Raw genomic sequence first — 23,915 nt, forward strand, 5'->3', positions numbered from 1 at the left:
CCCGTTCGACATATTCAATATAGCTAGCGGACGGCAGACCTTCAAGGCGACCGTCGGCACGGATGCCCAGAGTTCGACGAGAGGACAGACGTTCGTTGACGATCCGCCTCGTTGACCTGACCGGACAGGATGCTCACGTGTGGCTCCAGCCCGCGCTCGACATCTACGTGACCGCGATGAACTACCCGCGCGGCACCGAGATCCACCGTGCGGCGCTGTGGCGCGAGCACATCACACGGCCCGGCTGGCGTGCGGTCGGGGCGGTGGCGACCGTCTCCCCCGCCGAGATCCGCAGCCCTCAGGTCGCCGGCCGCCACCTGACCCGGCCGGTTGCGGTGGCCGACAACGAACTGCTCGTCGGAATCGCGTACGGCTACCGGGGAGCACCCGACCAGTGGTGGAATCAGCAACTCCGCGTCGGGTTGCGTCAGTCCGGAGTCGCTCCCGCGGCCGTCGAGGAGATCACCCGGGACTATTTCGAACTCACCGAACTCCATGTCCATCCCACCGCCCAGGGCCGGGGCGTCGGGCAATGGCTACTCGGACGACTGCTCGCCGGACGGCCGGAGGGCAAGGTCTTGCTGTCCACGCCGGAGATCCCGGCCGAGGAGAACCGCGCCTGGGCGCTGTACCGACGACTGGGCTTCACCGACGTGCTGCGCAACTTCACCTTCGCCGGTGATCCGCGTCCCTTCGCCTTCCTCGGCCGCCCTCTGCCGATGGTCGCCGACGACTCGGTCACGACATGACGATCCGCCGGCGCGTTCCGGGCCGCCCCACCTCCACCGACGGTCGCGGCCACCACCTCGTCGACGCCGTTGTCGTCGGAGCGGGCCACAACGGACTCGTCGCCGCCGCATACCTCGCCCGGGCCGGACGGTCTGTCCGGGTCGTCGAGCGCGACGATGTCGCCGGCGGTGCCGTATCGACCGTCGAGCGTTTCCCGGGCTATCGCGTCGACCGCGGGTCGTCGGCGCACCTGATGATCCGTCACTCGCCGATCCTCGACGAACTCTCACTGGCAGATCACGGGCTGCGCTACGTCGACTGCGATCCGTGGGCATTCAGTCCGGCGACCGAGTCAACGGCGCCGATCATCTTCCGCACCGACCTGGACGCCACCTGCGCCTCGATCGAACGGGCCGTCGGCTCCGTCGACGCCGATGCTTATCGCCAGTTCGTGCACGTGTGGCGTCCGCGGGCCAAGGCTGTGATGCGTTCCTTCTACTCGCCGGCGGGCCCCGGACGATTCGCCGCCGCGTTCACCGGGCTGACGAACACCGCGACAACTGCGCGCAGCGGGCCGATCGGACGACGCACCGGCGCAATGCTCTCGCTCACCCAGGAACTGATGTCGTCCGGGGACAGTCTGCTCGACCGCTGGTTCACAGCTGAACCCCTCAAGGCCGCGCTCGCCTGGTTCGGAGCCCAGTCCGGCCCGCCGATGAGCGCACCGGGAACCGCCCCGATGGTCGGATTCGCCGCCCTTCAGCACGACATCCCACCCGGCCGTGCGATCGGCGGCAGCGGCGCGCTCGCCGAGGCCCTGCTGAGTCGCCTGGCCATCGACGGCGCAGACGTGCGGCTCGGTCGGGCGGCCACCGCCATCACACCGTGCGGTGACCACTGGCGCGTCGAGACCTCCGGCGAGCCAGGACACTGCACGACGACGGTGATCGCGGCGTGCCATGTGCTGACCACCCTCGATCTGCTCGCCGCGGGAGGTCACGACCGTACGGTCATCGATCGCTGGCGACGTCAGATCGTCGTCGGCGACGGGATCGGCATGGCCGTCCGGCTCGGCACCGACGCGCTCCCCGACTATCGGGATCTCCCGTCGGATCTCCCGCCCCACGGCGTGCAGTCGGCCCTCGGGCTACTGGTCACCGATCGCGCACAGCTGCGCCGGGCACATGCCGCGGCGAGTGTCGGAACGCTGCCGGACCGGCCCGCATGCGTGGCGATGGGCTATTCGGCGATCGATCCGACGCTCGCGCCTGCGGGTAAGCATCTGGTCAATGTGTGGGCCCAGTGGCATCCGTATCGTCTCGCGGACGGCACGAGCTGGTCGGCGGCGGGCTCTGCCGCCGCGTCGGCGATCACAGCGGAGCTCGATCGGTATGCACCGGGATTCACCGATCATATCGAGCACACGCACGTGCAGACCCCGGCAGACCTCGAGAACGAACTCGGCCTGCTGGGCGGCAACATCATGCATGTCGAGATGAGCATTGATCAGATGTTCTTCTGGCGACCGCATCCGGACCTGTCCGGGCACCGGATCCCGGGAGCCGACGGCATCCTGCTGGCCGGGGCGTCGACGCATCCGGGTGGAGGGGTGACCGGCGCGAGCGGCCGCATCTCGGCGCACCTGGCGCTGCGTCGCCGATGATCCCGCATCTGCGCGGTCGTGGTGCGTCGGCCGCGACTGGCGCACCACGTCTGGCACGATGATCACCGTGCGCTCGTCAACACGTTCGTCCGCGGTCTTGCTGCTGCTGTGCCTGATGGTGTCCGCACCACTTCTCACCGGGTGCCTCGAACGCTCTACCACCGTCGGCGACCGGTACTCCGGAACCATCATCGTGGCGACCTCGCCGGACAATCCGCAGGGTCCACCCAAGCTCGATGTCCCCGAGTCGATGCGATCACGGATCAGCCTGATCGACTACAGCACCGTCCCGGAATCCGAATCAGCCGCCCCTGGCGGCGAATCGTCGGCGCCGGGCGCTGCACCCGGTACCGGGGCAGCGGTGCCGCGTGTCGGGACGAGAGTGGTCTTCACCGACCTCACCAGCGGACAGTTCGGCCAGCTGGGTGACATCGTGGCCGCCGCGTGGGGTGACTCGGTGATGAGCATGGATCTGTCCGCCAAGCGCAATGAGGACGTCGTTCGGTTCCGCGGGAACGCCGATCTCACCAACTTGGCGGCGCCCCGTGACCTCGTCGACGTGACCATCACGTTCGGCGGGCCGATCACGGCCACCAACGGCGAGCAGGTCGGTGAGCGGACGGTGCACTGGGCGCCGGAATCGGGCAAACCGTCAGATTTCAGTGCCGACGCCACCTACCCCGACCCCGCCACCGCGGCGGTGAAGAGCTGGTCGTGGTTCCTGGCCCTGATCTGTCTGGTCACCGTGCTGATCGTGGCCCGTCTGGCTTTTGCCAAGCGGGACCGCAGTCCGCGGCCGGGACGTCCGCGGCGCTCGGGCAAGACGAAGAAGCCCGCGGCGGCCCCGGTGCGGCGGACCGGCGAGACGGAGTCCACCGAGGTCGGAGCGTCGAGTCGGTCGAGCGCGGATCGCTGAGGGTCACCCAGGAGATCGTCGGGCGATGGTCGGTAGACCCTGCGCGGCGCGTGGCGATCGGCCGCGGTCAGTGCGCGGTGGCCGCCGGGATCACCGACGATGTGTCGAAGCCGATTCGCTCGAGGACCTCGCTGGTCGCCTTCGCGAAGTTCAGGCTGCAGAAGTGCAGGCACGGAACCCCCTCGGCGATGAGGCGTTGCGCCATCTCGGCCGCGAAATCGATGCCGACCGACCGCACCGCCTCCCGGTCCTCCTCGGGGCCGTCGCCGGCGGCCGCGACGAAGCGGGCCTGCACGTCGGCCGGGATCACCGAACCCGACAGCTCCGCCATGCGCCGCACCGTCGCCAGTGAGGTGATCGGCATGATCCCGGGGATGAGCGGCTTGGCACCCTGTTCGGGATCGGCGCGGTTGAGTCGATCCCGCAGCCGCAGGAAATGCTCGACGTCGAAGAACATCTGAGTGATCGAGTACTCCGCGCCGGCACGGAGCTTGCGCACCAGGGCACGCGTGTCGTGGTCGAGATCCGGCGCGCGGTGGTGGCCCTCGGGGAACGATGCGACACCGACGTGGAAATCGCCGAGATCGTCGATCAGCCGGACCAATTCCTCGGCATATTCGACGCCGTCCGGATGCTTCACCCACTCGCCGAGCGGGTTTCCGGGTGGGTCGCCGCGCAGCGCCAAGATGTTGGTGATGCCCTGGTCGGCGTAGGCACCCACCAGCGCGCGCAACTCGTCGAGGCTGTGGTTGACGGCGGTGAGATGCGCCACCGGCAACAGCGTGGTCTGCGCGGCCAGTTCGCCGGTGATCCGGACGGTGCGATCGCGCGTGGATCCGCCGGCACCATAGGTCATCGAGACGAACGCGGGACCGAGCCGCTCGAATGTGCGTACCGCTCGCCAGAGTCGAGCCTCGGCCTCCGCATCCTTGGGCGGGAAGAACTCCACCGAGAACGGGACCGGACCGCGATGGGGCGCAGACAGCCGATCGACGATCGAGGGGGCCGGGTTGGCAGATGAGGTCACCTGGACATTGTACGGACCGGTTGTCGGCTCCTCCGGGCACCGGTCAACCGGCGCCCTCCGGGCGACAACGGGTGGATCGTGGCGGGGCACTAGCCTGGCAGGGTGACCTCCGCGCTCCCGATCCCCGACTCCCTCGTCGACGTGCCCTCGGCGGTCGAGGCGGTGCTCGCGGAATTCTTCGACCACGCGGTGCCGGTGACCGCGCGGATCGACCCCCAGGTCGGTGCCGCCGCGGAAGTGGTCCGGGACTTCGTCCTCAAGGGAGGCAAGCGGGTCCGTCCCACCTTCGCCTACGCGGGCTGGCTCGCGGGCCGATCCTCGTCGACCCGCATCGGGGCCGATCCCGGCTCCGACGCCAACGGCCGAGTCCTTTCCGACGGCGACGAACCCGATGGGGCCGACGCTGTGCGGGTCGCCGCCTCGTTGGAACTGGTGCAGGCGTGCGCGCTCATCCACGACGACATCATCGACCGTTCCGACACCCGCCGGGGACGTGCGACCGTCCACCGTGAGTTCGAACGCCGACACCAGGACTCCCGATGGGCCGGCGACGCCGCCCACCACGGGGTGGCCGCGGCGATCCTGATGGGTGACCTCGCGCTGGCCTGGGCCGACGACCTGATCCACGGACACGTGCCCGACGAACCCCGTGGCGCCGTCATCCCCGATCCCGACCCGCCCGCGGAGACGGCGGTCCACCGACTCTCGGGCGCCACGCCGCGTCCGATTCCGGCACGGGTCGGCCGCGTGTGGTCGTCGATGCGTACCGAGGTGCTGGGTGGCCAGTATCTCGACATCGTGAACGAGGTCGGCGGCGACGAATCGGTCGACGCCGCCTATCGCGTGATGCAGTTCAAGACCGCCGCCTACACCGTGGCCCGGCCTCTGGAGCTGGGCGCCACTCTCGCGGCGGCAGGCCCGGTCCTCGTCGACGACCTGCGCAGCGTGGGGCACGACCTCGGCATCGCCTTCCAGCTTCGCGACGATTTGCTCGGCGTGTTCGGTGATCCGGGACAGACCGGCAAACCCTCGGGCGACGATCTGGTGGCCGGGAAGCGCACCGCACTGCTCGCGGTGGGGCTGGCCCGCGCCGGAGCGAAGGACACGCATCTCGCCGACCGGCTGCGCGGCGCCGTCGGGCGACCACTGTCGGAGGACGAAATACGCACGGCCCGAGCGATCCTCACCGACGTGGGCGCGGTCGAGGAAATCGAGCGTCAGATCTCCGCCCTACTCGCCTCTGCCCTGGACACGCTCGCGACCACCGACATCTCCGAGTCCGTCCGTGCCGAACTGATCACGTTCGCCCACCGCATCGCCCACCGCACGACGTGACTGCCACGCGCGACGACAGACCACGAACCCGGCCCGCCGATATCGTGCGAGCCGCCGGCTTCGGCGATCTGGTGCTGGGCTTCCTCGGCGCCGTCGCGGTCTGTGTCGGCGGCTTCGGCGTCGGCGACGTCGCGCGCAACAACACCGTCGCCCAGGACCTCGGACTGTCGATGATCACCTACGGTCACGGTAAGACGTTGTTCGGCACCATATTCTGGCTCGGTGTGGCGACGATGGTGATCGCGTGGGTCCGCGTGGGGCGCGCAGTCGTCTCCTCATCGGCGGTCCCGTCGGTGAGCACGCTCCGGGTCGGAGTCCTGGCCTGGGCAGCCCCGCTGGCGCTCACCGTGCCGCTCTACAGCCGTGATGTGTATGCCTATCTCGGGCAGGGCGCCGTGTTTCGTGAGGGATTCGATCCGTACGCGGACGGGCCGGCCCATCATGCTGGTCCACTGTTGGACAGCATGGCCCAGGTGTGGGCAACGACGACGGCCCCATACGGCCCGTTCTTCGTCGGCGTGACCCGTGTCGTCACCGAGATCACCGCCGACCACGCGATCCTCGGCGTGTACGCGATGCGCCTGGTCCTGCTGCCCGGTCTGTTGTTGGCGCTCTGGGCGATTCCGCGCCTGGCCGAACACTTCTCCGCCTCGCCGCAGGCCGGGCTCTGGCTCGCGGTCGCCAACCCGATGATCCTGATCCACCTGGTGTCCGGAAGTCACGTCGAGCTGCTGATGATGGGGGTCCTCGTCTCCGGGGTCACCCTGGCGGTCACCGGACGACATGTCAGCGGCCTCGCGGTCTTGGGGCTGGCCGTCTCGATCAAGGTCACCGCCGGTGTCGCCATCCCGTTCGTCGCGTGGATCTGGTTGTCACACATCCGCGCCCGACGACCTGTTCGCACCGGCGACGTCATCGGGGTCTTCGCCGCGGTGGTCGCGATCACGGTGGCGGTGTTCGCCGTCTGGACCGTCGTCGTCGGACTCGGATTCGGATGGCTCACCGGTCTCGGCGGGGCCGATCAGATCATCAACTGGTTCACCCTGCCCACGCTGGCCGGGCATCTGGTGACGCTGGTCGCCGCGCCCTTCACAGCGCTGAATCTACAGCCGGTGCTGGTGGTCACGCGTGCCATCGGTGCGGCCGTGCTCGCCATCCTCCTGGTCGGTCTGTGGTGGACGCATCGCCGCGACGAACGCAGCGCGATGGCGGGCATGGTGTGGGCGATGCTCGCCGTCCTGTTGCTCGAACCCTCCACCCTCCCCTGGTATTACACCTGGGTGCTGTGCCTGGCGGTGGCGTTCACGTTGCCGCAGTGGGCGCGCGCGACGGTGGTCTTCGTGTCGACCTTCATGCTGATCGTCTTCCAACCCGACGACTCGATCGTGTTCTACAAGCTCCCGGAGGTGACCCTTGCGACCGCGCTGTCCGCGCTCGCGTCGGTCTCCCTACTCGTCCGCGACCCGCTCCGTCTCGGCCGCGTCATCGACTGGTTCCGTGACCGCCCGGCCGACGACGAGAGTGGCGGCGTGGACCGGCCGGCGACGGCGCCCGGTGGGTGAGAGCGCGGTTCGGACGCCGGATGCGGACGCCACCCGTATCCGGCTCGGCTACCGACGGGCCCGCACTCTGACCGCCGAACACGGTCGCACCTACTACGCCGCGGCATGTCTGTTGCCCGGCCCGCAACGTCGCGGCGTGTTCGCGCTCTATGCGTTCGCCCGGATCGTCGACGATGTAGTGGATCGAGCTACGACAGACACCGCCGGGCCATCCGCGGCTCGCCTGGATCACATCGAGACCGCACTGGATGCCACGCTGCGCCCACGTCCCGGGGTACCGCCGCGCCCGACGGTTCCGGCCGAGACGGACCTCGACGTCGTCCTCGCCGCGCTGCGCGACACGGTCGACCGTTTCCGGATCCCGGCCGACACCTTCGAGGCGTTCCTGCGCTCGATGCGGATGGATGCCCCGGGCACCGCCGAGTTCCGCGATCGTTACCGGACCTGGGATGAACTCGCCGACTACACGTACGGCTCGGCGGCGGTGATCGGCCTCCAGATGGTCCCTCTCCTCGGCGTGGCCGACGCGACACCCGAGATGAGGTCGGGTGCGGCGAAACTCGGCGAGGCATTCCAGCTGACGAATTTCCTTCGCGACGTCGCGGAGGACCTCGACCGTGGCCGGATCTATCTGCCCACCGACGAACTCGCGATGTTCGGTGTCGACGAGGCTCACCTGCGCTGGTGCCGCAGCCGTGGGACGACGAGCAGGCAACTCGCCCGCGCTCTCGCGCACATGATCGCAGTCAACCGCTCCCAGTACCGTCAGGCCTGGCCGGCGATCACGCTGCTGCCCAACCGTTCCCGCCACTGCGTACTCGCCGCTGCGGCGGCGTACCGCGACATCCTCGGCGAGGTGGAACGTGGCGGCTATCAGGTGATGGATCATCGCGCGGTCGTCTCCCGGCGGCGCCGGGCGATGCGGGTCGCACAGGCAGTCGTCGGGTACGACGCGGCCGACGGATCGATCTGAGACGGCCGGAACTCTCGATCCGGAGCGTCTCAGAAGGCCTGGGCCTGGGCGCGACGGATGACCTCACGCGCGGAATGCGTGTGCAACGCCTCGGCCGGATGCATGTCGAGGTCGTCCTGCGGTGTGAACAACCACGTCATCACCTCGTCGCGTGTGTAGCCACCGTCGAACAGCACCTCCACGAGACCGGTGAAGTGTTTGACGATCCCGAAATCGTCGAAGAAGACCTCAGGGACGGCAGGCTGCCCGCCCCGCGAGACGGCCAGGAGTTGGTGATCGCGGATGAGCGTTCGTACGCGATTGGACGAGACACGTAGCCGCTGGGCCACCTGGTCGACCGTGAGCGTGGCGATCTCGGGCGGGAGACTGTCTTCGGACAGCGGTAGTGAACCCACACGGCGAGCGTACCGGCTCGTCGCCCGCCGCGGCGACGATGGCGGCGACCGAGGTCACCGGGTCGTGGTACGACCCGAGTCGGTCCCCCGGGGACATGAGGATTCCCGGTAGATTCGGATGACGTGAAGCCTCCCACCGACTCCCTGCTGGGCGCGACCCTCGAGGGCCGCTACCGGATCGACGCGCCGATTGCGCGCGGCGGGATGTCGGCGGTGTATCTCGGTGTCGACCTGAGATTGGGCCGGTCGGTGGCGATCAAGGTTATGGACGAGCGCTACAGCGGTGACCCGATGTTCCTGCGACGATTCGAGTTCGAGGCACGGGCCGTCGCGGGGCTCAAACATCCGGGGCTCGTCGCGGTCTACGACCAGGGCATCGACGACGGCATCGCTTTCCTGGTCATGGAACTCGTGGAGGGCGGCAGTCTCCGAGAACTGTTGCGCGAACGGGGCCCCATGCCGCCGCACGCCGTCACCGCCGTCACCGAGCCCGTCCTCGGCGGGTTGGGCACCGCGCACGCGGCCGGGCTCGTCCACCGAGATGTCAAGCCGGAGAACGTGCTCATCTCCGACGCCGGCGAGGTCAAGGTCGCCGATTTCGGTCTGGTCCGCGCCGTGGCCGAAGCCGGCGTGACGTCGGCGAGCGTCATCCTCGGAACGGCCGCCTACTTGTCCCCCGAACAGGTCGAGTCAGGCGAGGCCGACGCGCGCAGCGACGTCTACTCGACAGGGGTGCTGATGTTCGAGTTGCTCACCGGCCGAACACCTTTCCGGGGAGACACACCGCTGGCCATGGCATATCAGCGGTTGAGTTACGACGTGCCCGCTCCCGGCGATGTGGTCGATGGCGTACCGGAGGAGTTCGACGAGATCGTGTTGCGCGCCACCGAGCGTGACCCCGCAGACCGATTCGCCGACGGCTTCGACATGCAGCAGGCACTGCTTGCTGTCGCCGACGAACTCGATCTGCCCCCGTTCACCGTGCCCGCACCGCGGCGGTCGGCCGAGCGGGAGACGATGGCGCGGCTGCGCGGTGCGCCACAGAACCACGCGCCCGCACCGGCACCCGCACACCACACGAAGGTGCAGTCCCAACCCGGACCGCCCCCGCAGACCGCGTCGCCGGGAGCTCCGATCGCGGCGCCCGGTGCGCGCGCCTCTCGGCCACCGAAACCCGAGGCCCGACGCATGGCCGGCGACCTTCCGCCCGAACAGGATGACCGCGGCACGCTGCGGGCGTTCATCTGGATCTCGATCGTGCTGGTCGTCGCCGTGGCCGTCGGTGCTGTCGGCTGGTGGATCGGACAGACCTACCTGGCCTGATCAGAACAGCGCGACAGTATCCGAAGTTCTTGAGGTCGGATCTGTGGACGAGAGACTCAGCCGCGGAGCATCTCGGCGACCAAGAAGGCCAGTTCGAGCGACTGTTGGGTGTTCAGTCGCGGATCGCACGCCGTCTCGTAGCGTCCGGCCAGGTCGAGGTCGGAGATGTCCTGGGCGCCACCGAGACACTCGGTCACGTCCTCACCGGTCAGCTCGATGTGCACGCCGCCGGGATGAGAACCCAACGCGCGGTGCACCTCGAAGAACCCCTGCACCTCGTCGACGATGCGGTCGAAGTGGCGGGTCTTGTAGCCGGTGGACGCCTCGTGCGTGTTGCCGTGCATGGGATCGCACTGCCAGATCACCTTGTGCCCGGTCGCCTCGACCGCGGACACGATCGCAGGCAACACGTCGCGCACCTTGTTGTTGCCCATCCGGGCGACGAGGGTGAGCCGCCCGGGACGGTTGTGGGGATCGAGTCGCTCGACGTATTCGACAGCCTGCTCGGGTGTGGTCGTCGGCCCGATCTTGACACCGATCGGGTTGCTGATCAGCTCGGCCAGCGCGATGTGCGCCCCGTCGAGTTGCCGGGTCCGCTCACCGATCCACAGGAAATGCGCCGACAGATCGTAGAGGACCTTCTCGTCGGCGTTGTCCGGGTCGTCGGCCAGACGCAGCATGGCCCGTTCGTAGTCGATGACCAGCGCCTCGTGCGAGGCAAAAATGGACGCCGAATCCAGGTTCGAGTCGGTCACCCCGCACGCATCCATGAAGCGCAGGCCGCGGTCGATCTCGGACGCGAGCGCCTCGTAGCGCGCACCCGCGGGGGACGTACGCACGAACTGCCGGTTCCAGAGATGGACGCGACGCAGGTCCGCCTCCGAACCGGTCAGCGCCCGAACCAGATTCATCGCGGCAGCGGCATTCGCATACGCGCGCACCAGTCGCGAGGGGTCGTGGACACGGGTGACCTCGTCGGCGGGAAAACCGTTGACCATGTCGCCGCGGTAAGACGGCAGTCCGAGAGCGTCGGTGTCCGAGGACCGGGGCTTCGCATACTGGCCGGCGATGCGGGCCACCTTGACGACCGGCATGCTGGCGCCGTAGGTCAGGACGACGGCCATCTGCAACAAGGTCCGGATGTTGCCCTTGATGTGCGGCTCGGTGTTGTCGACGAAGGTCTCCGCGCAGTCGCCACCCTGCAGCAGGAACGCACGCCCCTGGGCGACCTCGGCGAGCTGGTCGGCCAGGGACCGGACCTCGACCGGCATGCAGATCGGCGGGACGCTCTCGAGCACGGTCCGCATCTTGCGGGCCTCGTCGGCCGGCCAACTCGGCTGCTGCAGCGCCGGACGGGCGAGGGCATCGTCGAAGCGGCTCTGCAGGTCGCCGGGCAGCGGCGGGAGCTCCGGGAGGTCCTCGATCGGAACGTCTACGGTCCAGTTGGTCACCACGGATACAGGGTAGTGGAGTCCAGGCGACGCCCACAGCGAGGGTCGTCGGCCTCGTGGCCGCCGATCAGTGACGAGACGACTCGATCGCCTGCCACTTTCGCCAGTTGTGACGCGCGTCGGTGAGGGCGTCGTGGGCATCACGGGGTGACGGTGGCAGCGCCGGACTTCCCGCCGCCTCCCAGTGCTGACGCAGTTCGCGGGTGAACCGCGGTATCGCCCGAGGTAGAGCCGTCATCGGGCCCCACAGTTGACACAGCACGACGTGGTCGTACGCCCCGACCCACGCCCACAGCTCGACGTCGTCACCGGTCTCGGTGAGGAACTCGAGGAGCTCGTCGCGAATCTGTGAACGGCTGCGCCAGACCTTCGCCGCGGGTGACGGTAGTTTGGGCAACACGTTGGTCCTCACCCAGTCACCGGCCCGCGCGGGGTCGAACTCGGTGGAGACGGCATAGTATTCCCGTCCGTCCTCGGCGACGACACCGATAGATATGAGTTCGATGGTGGTGCCGTCCTCGATAAACTCCGAGTCGTAGAAGAACCGCATACCCTTCAGTATTCACACATCATGTGAGCGGAGAATTGCCGAGACCATGACTGCACTGTCCGAGGCCGACACCCGGCTGCGCCGATGGGCGCCGTCGACACGGGCCCGCGCGCTCATCGCCGCGGCGTTCGGGGTGTCGGCCACCCTTCAGATCGTGGGCGTCCCGTTCACGTCGAGTTTCGGCACCCGCACCCGCATCGACCTCGACGTCTACCGCCTCGGCGCACAGATCTGGCAGCACGGCCAGAGTCTCTACGCGGATGGCTCGATGCCGTTCACCAGCGACGGCATCTGGCTCCCCTTCACCTATCCCCCGTTCGCGGCGATCGGATTCGTCCCGTTGGGGGCGCTCGGGCTCGGCCTCGCCGGTCTGCTGATGTCGCTGCTGACGGTCGGGCTGGTCGTCGTGGTCAACCACATCGTCCTCACTGTGCTGTCGGTCGGTACCCGCACGAATCGGTGGTGGGCGGCCCTGGTGATCGCCACTCCTGCGCTCTGGTTCAACCCGCTCTGGATGACCTTGGGATTCGGACAGATCAACGTCATCCTGATGGCGCTGATCGTCGTCGACATCTTCATCGTCGGCCGAGGCCGCGCCCGACCCGCCGGGCCGCTGCGCGGAGTGCTCACGGGCATCGCCGCCGCGGTCAAACTCACTCCGCTGGTTTTCGTCAGCGTCTTCTGCGCAGCTCGTCAGTGGCGCGCTGCGACCGCCGCGGTCGGTGCATTCGTCGGCGCCGCCGCGCTGGCCTGGATCTGGCTGCCCTCTGACTCCGTCGACTACTGGACGCACACCCTGTTCCACACGACCCGGATCGGCGATCCGGCGGGCCGGATCAACCAGAATCTCAACGCGATGTGGATCCGGCTCGTGCCGCGGGCGGAGTCGACCGAACTGCTCCTGTGGGTGACCAGTTCGCTGGTGGTGACCGTGCTCGCACTCGTCGCCGCACGCTCCTGCAAACCCGTCACCGCCTTCGCACGACTCCGCGACATCGGCACGGACCCATCGACGGGCCGCCTCGGCGCCGACCCGAGCGCCGGTGTCGCGGCGGTGCTGGCCACCTGTGTCACCGCGATCTGGGGGCTGCTCGTGTCCCCGACATCGTGGGCGCACCATTGGGTCTGGGCCGTTCCCACGATCATCGTCTCCGCCGTGGTCGCCGCGCGCAGCACCGACCGCCGCACGCAGGTCGCGTACGGGATGGTCACGGTCCTCGGTGTCGTGATCTTCTCACTCGGCCCGTTCCAGTTCCTGTCGCCGGTGGTGCGACAGTGGTCGATCATCGACCACCTGATCGGCAACTCCTACACCTTGTGGGGCCTGGCTGTCCTGCTCGTCGTCTGGCTGCTGCCCCCGCATCTCACCGAACGCGACGTCGCCGACACAAGACGGGTATCCGCGCCGGTTGATCGGAAGCGCGCGGCGGCCCCTGCGGTGCCGAGCTGAGGCACCGGCACATGTGCGAGTGTGGCCGCCCTTCGTGACGCTTCGCTCGTTCCTCGCGAGGCTCCTCAGGGACCGGGGGTCGACACCGCACCCGAACCTCGCCAGGCCCCTCAGGGACCGGGGATCGACACCGCACCCGAACCTCGCCAGGCCCCTCAGGGACCGGGGATCGACACCGCACCCGAACCTCGCCAGGCCCCTCAGGGACCGGGGATCGACACCGCACCCGAACCTCGCCAGGCCCCTCAGGGACCGGGGATCGACACCGCACCCGAACCTCGCCAGGCCCCTCAGGGACCGGGGGTCGACACCGCACCCGAACCTCGCCAGGCCCCTCAGGGACCGGGGGTCGACACCGCACCCGTACCTCGCGAGGCCCCTCAGGGACCGCGACAACGACACCCGCCCGTTGCTCGCCAGGCCCCACAATGCTCGGGTAGCTCAGGCGGCCGCGGAGGCGACCGGCTTCGCCTTCTTCTCCTTGAGCGACGCGGCGTAGATGTCGACGTATTGCTGACCGGACAGCTGCATCAGCTCGTACATGATCTCGTCGGTGACAGCGCGCTCGATGAATCGGTTGCCCTGCATCCCCTCGTAGCGGGCGAAGTTCAGCGGCTTGCCGATCTTCACGACGATTCGTGCGGGACGCGGGATGATCGATCCCGGGGGATTCAGTTTCTCGGTGTTGATCATGGCCACCGGGATCACCGGGACGCCGGTGTCGAGCGCGATCCGGGCCAGCCCGGTCTTGCCCTTGTACAACCGCCCGTCGGGCGACCGGGTGCCCTCCGGATACATCCCCATCATCTCGCCGGCCTCGAGCTGGCGTCGCGCGGCGGTCAGCGCGCCCGCGGCGGCCTCGGCACCCGAACGGTCGATCGGGATCTGACCGACCGCAGAGAAGAACCAGCGCTGAAAGGCACCCTTGAGACCGGTGCCGGTGAAGTATTCACTCTTGGCGAGAAAGTAGATCCGCCGATTCACCATCAACGGCAGGTAAAAACTGTCCATGACAGCGAGATGGTTGCTGGCGAGAATGGCCGCACCCCGCGCGGGGATGTTCTCCAGACCCTCGATCCGCGGCCGGCCGAGGACTCGCAGAATTGGCCCGAGCAGCACATATTTGAACGTGTAGTACCACATCGAAAGACTCCGAACCTCGTCGCTCGCCGCCGCCTCAGACCTTACCCGCAGAAACGATACACATCCTCAGGTTCGGCTGCGCACCGTCTCCCCTGCGGCAGCCCTGATTCCTTGGCGCGCAACTTCTGCCGCGCCGATCACACCTGCACTCTCGCCGAGTTGGGTGCCTCGGATCCGCGCGAGCTGACGGTGCCCGGCACCGGTCACCAACCGCGCGTAATGTTCCCGCGCCTCATCGAGGAAGAGGCCCGATGCCGCGCCGACACCGCCGGCCAGGACGATGAGGTCGGGGTCGAAGATGTCGGCGATCATGGCCAGCCCCTGACCGAGGGATGCGGCGAATTGTGCGAATGCCGCCAGCGCGACCGCGTCTCCGTCGGCGGCCGCACCTGCCACCCGACGTCCGGTGAGCGCACCGGGATCGGCCGCCACGTCGGCCGCCAGCTGGCTGCGACCCCAGTCGCCATCGGCCAGCAGCTCCAGCACGGTGTCGACCAATGCCGTTCCACTGCAATATCTTTCCCAGCAACCGAGCTTCCCGCAGGAACACACCCGGCCGTTCGGGACCACCGTCAGGTGCCCGAGTTCGGGGGCCACTCCGAAGCTGCCCCGATAGATCTCGCCGTCGAGCAGCAGGCCGGCACCGATTCCCGTGCCGATCGCCAGCACCAGCGAGTTCTTGCCGCGTGCCGCCGCACCGAAACGCCACTCGGCCACGGCCGCGGCGTTCGCATCGTGCTCGGCGAACACCGGGATACCGATGCGGGCCGTCATGTCCTCCGCGACCGCCGCCTCGCGCCACGGCAGGTGCGGAGCGAAGCGGATGACCCGCCGGTCCGGGGTGAGGAAGCCGGCGATGGCCAAGCCCACACCCTTGGCCGCCCACCGTGAGGTCAGTTCCCCCACCAGCCGGTCCAGACAGTGCTCGAGCGCGGTTGCCGTCGGCGGTGTCGCCGCGCGCAGGGTGTCGAGCATCGCACCGTGGTCGTCGACGACGGAGGCGCGCACGCTTGTTCCGCCGATATCGATGCCGATGGTCAAGTCCCCCATCAGTTCTCACCTTCGAGGTCCGGTCGGCGAACATTCGCGGACGGATTGGTCACGTCAAACCGCACCGAGATCGGCTGATAGTGCGGGGCACCGCCCGGCGCCGTGGGCGGCGTGGACCGCAATGCGTTCGCCATCGCCTCGAGAACCGCGATCAGGGCCGCGATGAGACGTGCGAGCAGGTCGCCCAACTCGCTGAGCAACCCGGTGATCTCGCCGGAGAGATCGATGATCGTCGCAGCCTCGGTCGGCACGCCCGCACTGGCCGCGCTCCGCGACCCCGAACCCCCGAAGACCGTGGCGAGCTGATCGATCTGTGTCGCCAGGCCCAGCAGGAAGTCACGAACCGGGTCCCCCGCCGCGGCTCCCGAGCGCCCGGAACGGTCGCCTCCGGCTCGATGGGAACGGTCGCCTCCGGCTCGATGGGAACGGTCGCCTCCGGCTCGATGGGAACGGTCGCCTCCGGCTCGATGGGAACGGTCGCCTCCGGCTCGATGGGCGTGTCCTGCGACGTTGTCGTCGCCACGCCCGGTCGTGTCGTCCGAGGTCATCTGGGCAGCTCTCCTGTCCGGCTGGGCAGTAGTGTACGTGACGCCGCGGGCGCAGCGTGTCGGGCGTCAGCGGCCCTGGGGCCACAGTGCCGGGTCGGGGGCGAACCGGATCCTGATGTCGGTCCCGTCCCACGCCGCGTCCACGACAACGCAGCGACGCAGCACCGATGGCAGGCGTACCGGATGTCGGAATCCGCCCACCGTCACCAGCAGATCGTCGCCCGACCGCCCCAACTGCAACCCCTCGGGTTCGGGAAGTCGCTGCCGCCAGGTGAGTTCGAACACCCGATCCGAACCCGCGCCGTCTCCCGGACCAGAGTCCGTCACCTGCGCCGCACCGGAACCGCATCGCCGCCCGTCGGGGAGCGGCAGGGTGACCCCCAGCTTCCTGAGCCGCGCTGCTCGATCGATCTGCTGCTCGACACGATGCACGGCCGTGCACGTGACGTGTCCCCCGTCGGCCTGCACCACCGACCGTATGCGGGTGATGCGCTCTTCACAACCACTGGCATCCTCACCCCCGACGCCGCCGTTGACCATGACCGATCGCAATGCCAGGCCCATCACGTCGGACGTGGCAAGAAAATGAGGCAACAGTCGCTCACCGCGATCGTCGGCACCGACCACGACATGAACGGCGACGCTGTGCGCGTCGGTCACCAATTCGGTGATGTCGAGACAATCTCGATCGATGGCGTCCACGGCCGATGTCAACTGTGCCATCACCGGCCGTTCCGCCGCCGCCGCGAGCCGACGATGCCTGGGCCACAGCCGATTCAGAGCCTGACTCAGCACCGACGAGGCGCGCAGGAACTCGAACGGGTCGCCGAATCCGGAGGCATCGACGACGATGCGCCGCCACTGACCGCTGATCGCCTCGTCCCGGATGCGGCGTAACACGAGGAAATCCTCGATGCCGGGTAACGCCGCGAGCTCTTCGGCGGCGATCTCGGACAACATGCCCACACCCGGCAACGACACCCTCGATCGGGCAAGTGTCTCCGACAACACGGTCGTGAAATCCGTCCAGGTGTGCTCGAGCAGCACCAGACTGTCCAGCGACAACAGATGCAGATGCGCCGAGACTGCGACCGGTTCGTCTGAGTTCCGAAAGACTCCGAGCATCCGCGCCGTCGGCGAGATCCGGTCCACGGTGACGAGCAACGTGTCGTGCTCGGGTACCAGTGACGCAGCGCCGCGCTCCCGGCCACGCGGACCGGCCCCGGACCGCCCCAGCGCGCCAGAAGCCGCGGTCACCGAGACCCCGGCACCACCCGGCCCGATCACCACATGGATGGGCGTGAGATCGATCAGCCTTCGACCCTCTTCTTCAAGTCGTTGAGCGCGGTCTCGGTGATCGCCTTCTCGGCGCGACGCTTCAACTGGCCGATCATCGGCACGAGCAGATCCACCATCAATTCGTAGGTCACTTTCGTCGACCCCGGAACCTGCTGCGAGAGAACGTATCGGCCCCGCTGGTCGCGTTGCAGGTCGCTGCTCACCAGACGCCACGACACCGCCCGGCCGTCGCGATCCCACTCGTAGGCCAGGACGTAGGTGTCCTGGAGCACACCCGCGTCCAAAACGAAGCGGACCTCACTGGGGTGGCCATCGTCCCCGGTCTCGGTGACCTCGACCTCGCGTGCGGCGGTCACCCATGCGGGGTAATGCTCGAAGTCGGCGATCACGGCCATGATGTCCGCGGCGTCCGCATTGATCACGATCGACTGCTCGGTGTGGTCTGCCATCATCGCACCGCCTGATCCGTGGTCTGGGCGTCCTCGTCGATGATCGCGGGACCACCGACCCGCCGACCCGACTCGAGACGCTCCTTCACCTCGAAGGACATCAGTTTTCCGGCTGCACGTCGGTCCCGGTTCGCAGCCGCCAGCGCTGTCGCCCTGGCACGCGCGTCGTCGGGCAACGCGCCCCGGGGCTCGGCGTGCAGAAAATAGTGCAGGACGAATCCGTCCATGACCGGCTCACACCAGATCTCCATGGTGCCCGTCACCGCGCCGTCGACCTTCCACCGCACACCCTGCGCGCCTCGGTCCTCGGTCACGCGCAGACGCAGATCTGGCCACCAGCGTCGCCAACTGGCCTGGTCACCGACAACCTCCGCCACCAAGGACGGTGCAGCGGCGACGAAGGTCTCATCGGCCACCTGAATGCTCGTCACGATCACTAGCTTCACATACTCGGGCGATCTCGGGACAGACACCTCGTGGGACCGCACATTCGCCGACGGAGCCGGGACTACCATCGCTGAAGTGAATCGTCGGCGAAAGGTACATCGATGAGTGAGTTCAGTGTCCCGGCTCGGTTCTCCATCCCGGAGAATGCGAACTGCACCGACATCATCTTCCGCATCGCCGAGTCCGAGCCGGCCAAGGTGGTGTTCCGACTCAAGGTGGGCTCGGACTGGACGCCGGTCACCGCCGCCGACGCCGCGGCCCGGATCACTGCGATAGCGAAGGGACTGATCGCCGAGGGCGTCGCACCCGGCGACCGCGTCGCGCTGCTGTCGCGGACGCGTCTCGAGTGGAATCTCATCGACTTCGCGATCTGGTCCGCCGGCGCGATCACGGTCCCCATCTACGACTCGTCCTCGGGCCCCCAGATCGAATGGATCATGGCGGACTCCGATGCGAGCACGATCATCGTGGAGGACGCCGGCCACCGCGAGATCTTCGACGGGATCGATGGTCTCGGGTCGGTCCGGGTGTTCCAGATCGACGTCGCCGACGGTGACGGTGCCATCGCCCGACTCGAGAAGGCGGGCGCGGAGATACAGGACGACGAGGTCCTCAAACGCCGATCAACGGTTCATTCGGCCGACCCGGCGACCCTGATCTACACGTCCGGCACGACGGGCCGCCCCAAAGGCTGCGAACTGACCCACGCGAACATGCTCTCCGAGATCGAGGGAGTGCGACAGAGCACCATGACCACCCTGCTCGGGCCCGACAAGCGACTGTTGATGTTCCTGCCGCTGGCACACGTGCTCGCACGTGCGATCACACTGGTCGCCATCGAGTCCGGCGTCGAGGTCGGGCACCATGCCGACACCCGGACCCTCGTCGACGAGTTCGCGACGTTCGCGCCGTCGATGATTCTCTCGGTGCCACGGGTCTTCGAGAAGGTGTACAACAGCGCACGCCAGAAAGCCCACGACGACGGCAAGGGAAAAATCTTCGACATCGCCGTCGATGTCGCCATCGACTACTCCTCGGCGACCGAACGGGGATCGGTCGGGCCGATCCTCAAACTCAAGCACGCACTGTTCGATCGGCTGGTCTACGGCAAGTTGCGGGCCGCGCTCGGAGGCCGGTGCGAGGCGGCGATCTCCGGCGGCGCGCCACTCGGGGCGCGCCTGGGCCACTTCTTCCGAGGGATCGGCGTACCGGTGTACGAGGGATATGGACTGACCGAGACGACCGCCGCCTTCAGCGTCAACACCCCGGGCGAGGTCAAAGTCGGCACGGTGGGGAAGCCGCTGCCCGGCAACAGTGTTCGGGTCGCCGAGGATGGCGAGGTGATGTTGTCCGGCGGCTTGGTGTTCGGCGGGTACTGGCATAACGAGGAGGCGACGGCGGCTGCGTTGGAGGATGGCTGGTTCCACACCGGCGACCTCGGAAACGTGGACGACGACGGCTTCATCACCATCACCGGCCGCAAGAAGGAACTGATCGTGACCGCCGGAGGCAAGAATGTGTCACCCGCCGGGCTCGAAGACGTCATCCGCGCCAACGCACTCGTCTCCCAGGCCCTGGTGATCGGCGACATGAAGCCGTTCATCGCCGCACTTGTCACGATCGATCCCGAGACGTTCCCCGCGTGGAAGGAACGCAACGGCAAACCCGCCGATGCCACCGTCGGCGAGCTGAGCGACGACCCCGACCTGCGGGCCGAGGTTCAGGACGCTGTCGACGCCGCCAACCAGACCGTCTCGCATGCGGAGGCGATCAAGAAGTTCCGTATCCTGCCCGACGACTTCACCGAGGAGACCGGAGAGATGACCCCGACTCTCAAGGTGAAGCGGAATGTGGTGGTGGACAAGTTCTCTGACGACATCGACGCGATCTACGCCAAGTAGCTCACAGCAGCTGTCGCAACCGGGCGGCGATGAACCGCCACTGCCACGTCTCGAGCACGTGCTCACGTCCGCGCGCACCCATCTCCGCTGCGGCGGCCGGGTCCGCGAGGATCGCGGTGATCGCCATCGCGACGGCGTCGATGTCGGTGCCATCGACGACGGTTCCGGTGACCCCTTCGACCACGGTCTCCGGGGCTCCACCCGAGTTCCCCGCGACCACCGGCACACCCGTGGCCGACGCCTCGAGGTAGACGATGCCGAGGCCTTCGACGTCGAGTCCGCCGCCCCGCGTCCTGGCCGGCATGGCGAAGACGTCGGCGACGTTGTGGTAGGCCGGTAGCTCGGCCGACGGGACCGAGCCCGTGAACCAGACGTGTTCGGACATACCGCATTCATCGGCCAGGTCCCGCAGAGCGGCCGCATGCGGTCCCCCGCCGACGATCACGAGTGCCACGTCACCGATCTCCCGGCGGATCAGCGGCAATGCACGGATCAACACGTCCTGTCCCTTACGGGGCACCAATCTCGACAGGCAGAGCACGGTCGGCCGGTCACCGAGACCGAGCTGCTGCCGAACGCGTTGACGCGCCTGAGGATCCGGCGCGAACCGGGAAGCGTCCACGCCCGGGGGCAGGTATTCGAGCGCCGCCTGCGCACCGAACGCCGCGGCGAACCGTCCGCGGGTGTACCGACTGACGAAGGTGACCACATCGGCGTGGCCACCGATGAAGGTGAGGACCTGCCGCGCCACCGGCAACATCGACCATCCGACCTCGTGGCCGTGGGTACTCGCGACCACGCGTCGTGCACCGGCCCGACGAACCGCGGGCGCGAGCGTCGCGAGAGGGGCCGCAGCGCCGAACCAGACGGTCGAGATGCCATGAGACCGTATGATCTTGGCCGCCCGACGCGCGACCAGCGGGGTCGGCAGCATCAGGGTTGTCGGGTGCCGTACCACGATGTACGGCTGCTGTGCGTCGAATTCCTCGTGGCCACGCCACCGTGGCGCGTATACGACCACGTCCTCCGGCGGCAGCAGGTCGATCAGGTTCTGCAGGTAGGACTGTATTCCGCCCGGGCGGGGCGGGAAATCGTTGGTGATCAACAGCGTCCGATGCATCATCGCTCCTGAGCAGTCAACCATCGGCGCCATGAGCTGACCAGCTGGACGCGTGACACGCCCAGTGCATCGGACACGGCCTGATCCTGCCGCCGCCGGTCATCGGTGCCGGCGACACCCAGGTACAGTGCCTTGAGTTTGTCGTCGCCGAAGCGACCCGCCACATACCGGGCGATCGACCACGCGGACTGATACGCCACCAGCGCCTCGTCGGAGTCCACGGCGAAGTCCCGATCCTCGGGCAGGTCGGCCGGAACCTCACCCGCGCGGATCCGCGTGGCCAGATTCGGTGCCGCATCGTCGAAACGCACGTAGGTGCCCTTGCGACCGACGTACTCGGGCACTCCCTCGGTGATCCACAAGGGGGCGCCGGGCGACGTGCTGACCCGCGCCGCGACGTGGGTCAGTTCGTGACGTAACACCACCCCGAGTGCAGGTTCCGGGAGGTCAGCCGAGCTCGGGGTCAGGATCACGCGCTGCCCGACCGCTTCGCGGGCATCGGTGTCCACGCGTGTGAAGACGGTTGCCGCGGCAGCCCCGGTGACGTCGGTGCCGGCACTCCCCGACAGGAGACGGAACTGCTCCGGCGTCTGCGTGGCGACCACCACTGCCCGCTGAGGCCAGTCATCCCCCCAGAAGTCGGTGACCGAGGCCACAGCGCCGGGCAGCAACCGGCGCACCTTGGCAACCTCGGAATCGGTGCCGGCGTAGGACGTGATGACCGACGTGCCGCCGCCGGTGTGGACATCGGAGGCGGCGAGTCCGGGCAGATCCCACATCTGGGTGGGTGGCGCGGTACCGCCGATCGCTGTGGAATCCCCGACGACCTTCCAGTCGTCGCCATACCGCGCCATCACGAGTTGCAGATCCACCATGATGTCGGGTTCGTCAACGCCCGGCGTCGTGGCACCACCGAGCGCATAATGCAGCTCCACCGGCGCCACCCAGGAGTCCGAGCTGCCCTGTGCGTCCAATCGCCCCTGCAGAGCGGGCGGAACAAGAACCTCGGCCTCGTTGGTGGGCGCGATCTCGTAGCGAAACTCCTTGAGTCGCAGCGCCGTGCCGCGTGGCGGAACCGGCGCAGGCGATGACGGCGATGCAGGCGGCCGTGACGCAGCCGAACGTGACGCAGCCGAACGTGACGCAGCCGAACGTGACGCCGACGACTCGGCGGTCGGCGCGGCCGACCTGCTCGCCGCTGTCTCGGCGTGCACGACGCGGCCGGAGAAATCGGCTGCCGCGACCTGCAGGCGAGCGCGAAAGGCCGGTGACGCCGCCGGATCGATGAGTGGGGCCAGGCGCGCCCCGTCACCGGCAAGGATCGCGGCACTCAGGTCATCGAGAGTGCTCTGCACCCCGGCCGCGCGTTGCTCTTCGAAGACGTTGACCGCAGTCGTCGTGCTGCTCGATGGACTGACCGCGGTCTGCGCATCCGTACAGCCGGCCGTCCCCGCCGCCACGAGTACAGCGAGGCCGATCGACATCGGCGCGGTCCACATTCGGCGGGGTACGTCGGCGCCGATCACCCGTACGCGCCCATGCGAAGCGTCACTCAGTACCGGCGGGCGGTGTTGTACGGTCCGGCATCATCGATCGGGACGACCTTCACCGGCACACCGAACGTGGATGCGTGGATCACATACCCGTCGCCGACGTACATGCCGACGTGATGTGCGGTCGGGTAATAGATGATGAGGTCGCCCGGCTGCAGGTCCTTGCGGTCGACCGGTCGGCCGGCACCCATCTGGGCTTCGCTCGAACGTGGCAGGGTCTTGCCTGCCTGACGGTAGGCCCAGACCATCAGGCCCGAGCAGTCGAAGGAGTTCGGGCCCGTCGCACCCCATACGTAGGGATCACCGATGCGGGTCAGCGCCGCCTGGACGGCGACGAGTTCGGGCGAGGTGCCCTTCGGGATGAAGCGAGGGTCGAAATCGAACTTGGGTCCCCGCAGCGCGGCGAGCTGCTTGCCGGTCATCGACTCGTACACGGCTCGGATCTGGATCGCCTGCAGCTGGAGGTTGGCCTGCTTGGCCTGGAGTTCCCCACGGGTCTTCTCCGCGGCAGCCACCGCGGTTGTGGCATCGGCTGCGGTCTTGTCGGCGGCCGCCTTCGCCGCCAGCGTCGTGCGGCGCGCGTCTTTCAGACCCTGCAGATCGTGCGCCGCCTGGCGGGAGATCAGCTCGAGGCCGGACATCTGGTCGAGCAACGACTGCGGCGAGTCACTCACCAGCACCGCGTAGAGCCGGTTGACCCGCGCACCCTTGTAACTGGCGCGGACCACCGAGTCGACACGGTCCTGATAGCTCTCCAGGCGCTGCTCGGTGGACGTCAGGTTTCGATCTGCCTCAGCGGACGCCTTCTTCGCATCTGCCACGATGGCACGCTGTTTGTCGTACTCGATCTTGGCATTGTGCATCGCCTCGGCCGACTGCTCGGCGGCGTCGCTGAGTTTCTTGTACTGCGTCAGCAACTGGTCCGGTGTGCGAACCGGCGCGGCCGAGGCATCACCCGCCCCGCCCGCCGAGACCAGTTGACACAGCGACAAGATCGAGACCATCACCGCGGCCGCGAGCATCGCCGGCAC

At 68.1% G+C, this 23,915-nt stretch carries 22 protein-coding genes; 9 read left to right on the top strand and 13 right to left on the bottom strand.

Features of this window, described 5'->3' with window-relative positions:
• Positions 1-95 precede the first annotated feature (95 nt).
• From ACVT6V_RS21535 to ACVT6V_RS21545, 3 genes are read left to right on the top strand one after another with little or no spacing between them, the layout of a single operon-like run.
• Positions 96-749 (top strand): GNAT family N-acetyltransferase, encoded by a 654-nt coding sequence (locus ACVT6V_RS21535; RefSeq protein ID WP_489896144.1) that lies wholly within the window; start codon positions 96-98, stop codon positions 747-749.
• Positions 746-2,392, top strand: coding sequence for a phytoene desaturase family protein (locus ACVT6V_RS21540; RefSeq protein ID WP_489896145.1), 1,647 nt, complete (start codon positions 746-748; stop codon positions 2,390-2,392). The genes ACVT6V_RS21535 and ACVT6V_RS21540 overlap by 4 nt, the downstream gene beginning before the upstream one ends.
• Before the next feature lie 58 nt (positions 2,393-2,450).
• The gene (locus ACVT6V_RS21545) at positions 2,451-3,308 is read left to right on the top strand and encodes an LppM family (lipo)protein (RefSeq protein ID WP_489896146.1); all 858 of its coding nucleotides are present in this window, start codon (positions 2,451-2,453) and stop codon (positions 3,306-3,308) included.
• A gap of 67 nt (positions 3,309-3,375) precedes the next feature.
• On the opposite strand, the gene metF is transcribed toward ACVT6V_RS21545, so the two are convergent.
• Entirely contained in the window at positions 3,376-4,335 is a 960-nt protein-coding gene (gene metF / locus ACVT6V_RS21550) for a methylenetetrahydrofolate reductase [NAD(P)H] (RefSeq protein ID WP_489896147.1), read from the bottom strand.
• Between the two features lie 102 nt (positions 4,336-4,437).
• Here metF and ACVT6V_RS21555 point away from each other — a divergent pair, with 102 nt between their 5' ends.
• Genes ACVT6V_RS21555 through ACVT6V_RS21565 form a run of 3 tightly spaced genes read left to right on the top strand, consistent with a single transcriptional unit; the run spans position 4,438 to position 8,205 of the window.
• Complete coding sequence (locus ACVT6V_RS21555; RefSeq protein WP_489896148.1) at positions 4,438-5,670, top strand: polyprenyl synthetase family protein; 1,233 nt, start codon at positions 4,438-4,440, stop codon at positions 5,668-5,670.
• 44 nt (positions 5,671-5,714) lie between these two features.
• Positions 5,715-7,232, top strand: a complete 1,518-nt coding sequence (locus tag ACVT6V_RS21560; RefSeq protein ID WP_489900939.1) for an alpha-(1->6)-mannopyranosyltransferase A — start codon at positions 5,715-5,717, stop codon at positions 7,230-7,232.
• Positions 7,225-8,205 (top strand): phytoene/squalene synthase family protein, encoded by a 981-nt coding sequence (locus ACVT6V_RS21565; RefSeq protein ID WP_489896149.1) that lies wholly within the window; start codon positions 7,225-7,227, stop codon positions 8,203-8,205. Before ACVT6V_RS21560 ends, ACVT6V_RS21565 begins: the two co-directional genes overlap by 8 nt.
• A gap of 29 nt (positions 8,206-8,234) precedes the next feature.
• On the opposite strand, the gene ACVT6V_RS21570 is transcribed toward ACVT6V_RS21565, so the two are convergent.
• Complete coding sequence (locus tag ACVT6V_RS21570) at positions 8,235-8,600, bottom strand: Rv2175c family DNA-binding protein (protein WP_489896150.1); 366 nt, start codon at positions 8,598-8,600, stop codon at positions 8,235-8,237.
• Positions 8,601-8,723: 123 nt separating this feature from the next.
• Between ACVT6V_RS21570 and ACVT6V_RS21575 the strand changes: the two genes are divergently transcribed.
• The gene (locus ACVT6V_RS21575; RefSeq protein ID WP_489896151.1) at positions 8,724-9,923 is read left to right on the top strand and encodes a protein kinase domain-containing protein; all 1,200 of its coding nucleotides are present in this window, start codon (positions 8,724-8,726) and stop codon (positions 9,921-9,923) included.
• 56 nt (positions 9,924-9,979) lie between these two features.
• On the opposite strand, the gene ACVT6V_RS21580 is transcribed toward ACVT6V_RS21575, so the two are convergent.
• Both ACVT6V_RS21580 and ACVT6V_RS21585 read right to left on the bottom strand, forming a co-directional pair.
• Positions 9,980-11,374, bottom strand: coding sequence for a class II 3-deoxy-7-phosphoheptulonate synthase (locus tag ACVT6V_RS21580; protein WP_489900941.1), 1,395 nt, complete (start codon positions 11,372-11,374; stop codon positions 9,980-9,982).
• Between the two features lie 67 nt (positions 11,375-11,441).
• Positions 11,442-11,924 carry a polyadenylate-specific 3'-exoribonuclease AS gene (locus ACVT6V_RS21585; protein WP_489896152.1) on the bottom strand — a complete coding sequence of 161 codons (483 nt, stop codon included), beginning with the start codon at positions 11,922-11,924 and terminating at the stop codon, positions 11,442-11,444.
• Positions 11,925-11,970: 46 nt separating this feature from the next.
• Between ACVT6V_RS21585 and ACVT6V_RS21590 the strand changes: the two genes are divergently transcribed.
• Entirely contained in the window at positions 11,971-13,374 is a 1,404-nt protein-coding gene (locus ACVT6V_RS21590) for a glycosyltransferase 87 family protein (RefSeq protein WP_489896153.1), read from the top strand.
• A 441-nt stretch (positions 13,375-13,815) separates the two neighbouring features.
• Here the strand turns inward: ACVT6V_RS21590 and ACVT6V_RS21595 are convergent, their stop codons facing one another.
• The 6 genes from ACVT6V_RS21595 to ACVT6V_RS21620 form a co-directional block, all read right to left on the bottom strand.
• Positions 13,816-14,517 carry a lysophospholipid acyltransferase family protein gene (locus ACVT6V_RS21595; protein ID WP_489896154.1) on the bottom strand — a complete coding sequence of 234 codons (702 nt, stop codon included), beginning with the start codon at positions 14,515-14,517 and terminating at the stop codon, positions 13,816-13,818.
• 66 nt (positions 14,518-14,583) lie between these two features.
• A complete protein-coding gene (locus ACVT6V_RS21600) occupies positions 14,584-15,567 on the bottom strand; it encodes an ROK family protein (RefSeq protein WP_489896155.1) in 984 nt (327 codons plus the stop codon).
• Positions 15,567-16,115, bottom strand: a complete 549-nt coding sequence (locus tag ACVT6V_RS21605; RefSeq protein ID WP_489896156.1) for a hypothetical protein — start codon at positions 16,113-16,115, stop codon at positions 15,567-15,569. Before ACVT6V_RS21605 ends, ACVT6V_RS21600 begins: the two co-directional genes overlap by 1 nt.
• 66 nt (positions 16,116-16,181) lie before the next feature.
• Positions 16,182-17,405 (bottom strand): ArsA family ATPase, encoded by a 1,224-nt coding sequence (locus ACVT6V_RS21610; RefSeq protein ID WP_489896157.1) that lies wholly within the window; start codon positions 17,403-17,405, stop codon positions 16,182-16,184.
• Between the two features lie 20 nt (positions 17,406-17,425).
• Positions 17,426-17,863, bottom strand: a complete 438-nt coding sequence (locus ACVT6V_RS21615) for an SRPBCC family protein (protein WP_489896158.1) — start codon at positions 17,861-17,863, stop codon at positions 17,426-17,428.
• Positions 17,863-18,309: a hypothetical protein gene (locus ACVT6V_RS21620; protein WP_489896159.1), complete on the bottom strand. Its 447-nt coding sequence runs from the start codon at positions 18,307-18,309 to the stop codon at positions 17,863-17,865. The genes ACVT6V_RS21615 and ACVT6V_RS21620 overlap by 1 nt, the downstream gene beginning before the upstream one ends.
• A gap of 102 nt (positions 18,310-18,411) precedes the next feature.
• Between ACVT6V_RS21620 and ACVT6V_RS21625 the strand changes: the two genes are divergently transcribed.
• Positions 18,412-20,211 carry an AMP-dependent synthetase/ligase gene (locus tag ACVT6V_RS21625; protein ID WP_489896160.1) on the top strand — a complete coding sequence of 600 codons (1,800 nt, stop codon included), beginning with the start codon at positions 18,412-18,414 and terminating at the stop codon, positions 20,209-20,211.
• Position 20,212: 1 nt separating this feature from the next.
• Here the strand turns inward: ACVT6V_RS21625 and ACVT6V_RS21630 are convergent, their stop codons facing one another.
• The 3 genes from ACVT6V_RS21630 to ACVT6V_RS21640 all read right to left on the bottom strand — a co-directional run bounded on the left by ACVT6V_RS21630 (position 20,213) and on the right by ACVT6V_RS21640 (position 23,906).
• On the bottom strand, positions 20,213-21,331 hold the full coding sequence (locus ACVT6V_RS21630; RefSeq protein WP_489900943.1) for a glycosyltransferase family 4 protein: 1,119 nt from the start codon (positions 21,329-21,331) through the stop codon (positions 20,213-20,215).
• Positions 21,331-22,815: a hypothetical protein gene (locus tag ACVT6V_RS21635; RefSeq protein ID WP_489896161.1), complete on the bottom strand. Its 1,485-nt coding sequence runs from the start codon at positions 22,813-22,815 to the stop codon at positions 21,331-21,333. Before ACVT6V_RS21635 ends, ACVT6V_RS21630 begins: the two co-directional genes overlap by 1 nt.
• Positions 22,816-22,883: 68 nt before the next feature.
• Positions 22,884-23,906: a C40 family peptidase gene (locus ACVT6V_RS21640; RefSeq protein ID WP_489900944.1), complete on the bottom strand. Its 1,023-nt coding sequence runs from the start codon at positions 23,904-23,906 to the stop codon at positions 22,884-22,886.
• Between the last annotated feature and the right edge of the window lie 9 nt (positions 23,907-23,915).

It is taken from the genome of Gordonia sp. LMA167, assembly GCF_058130025.1.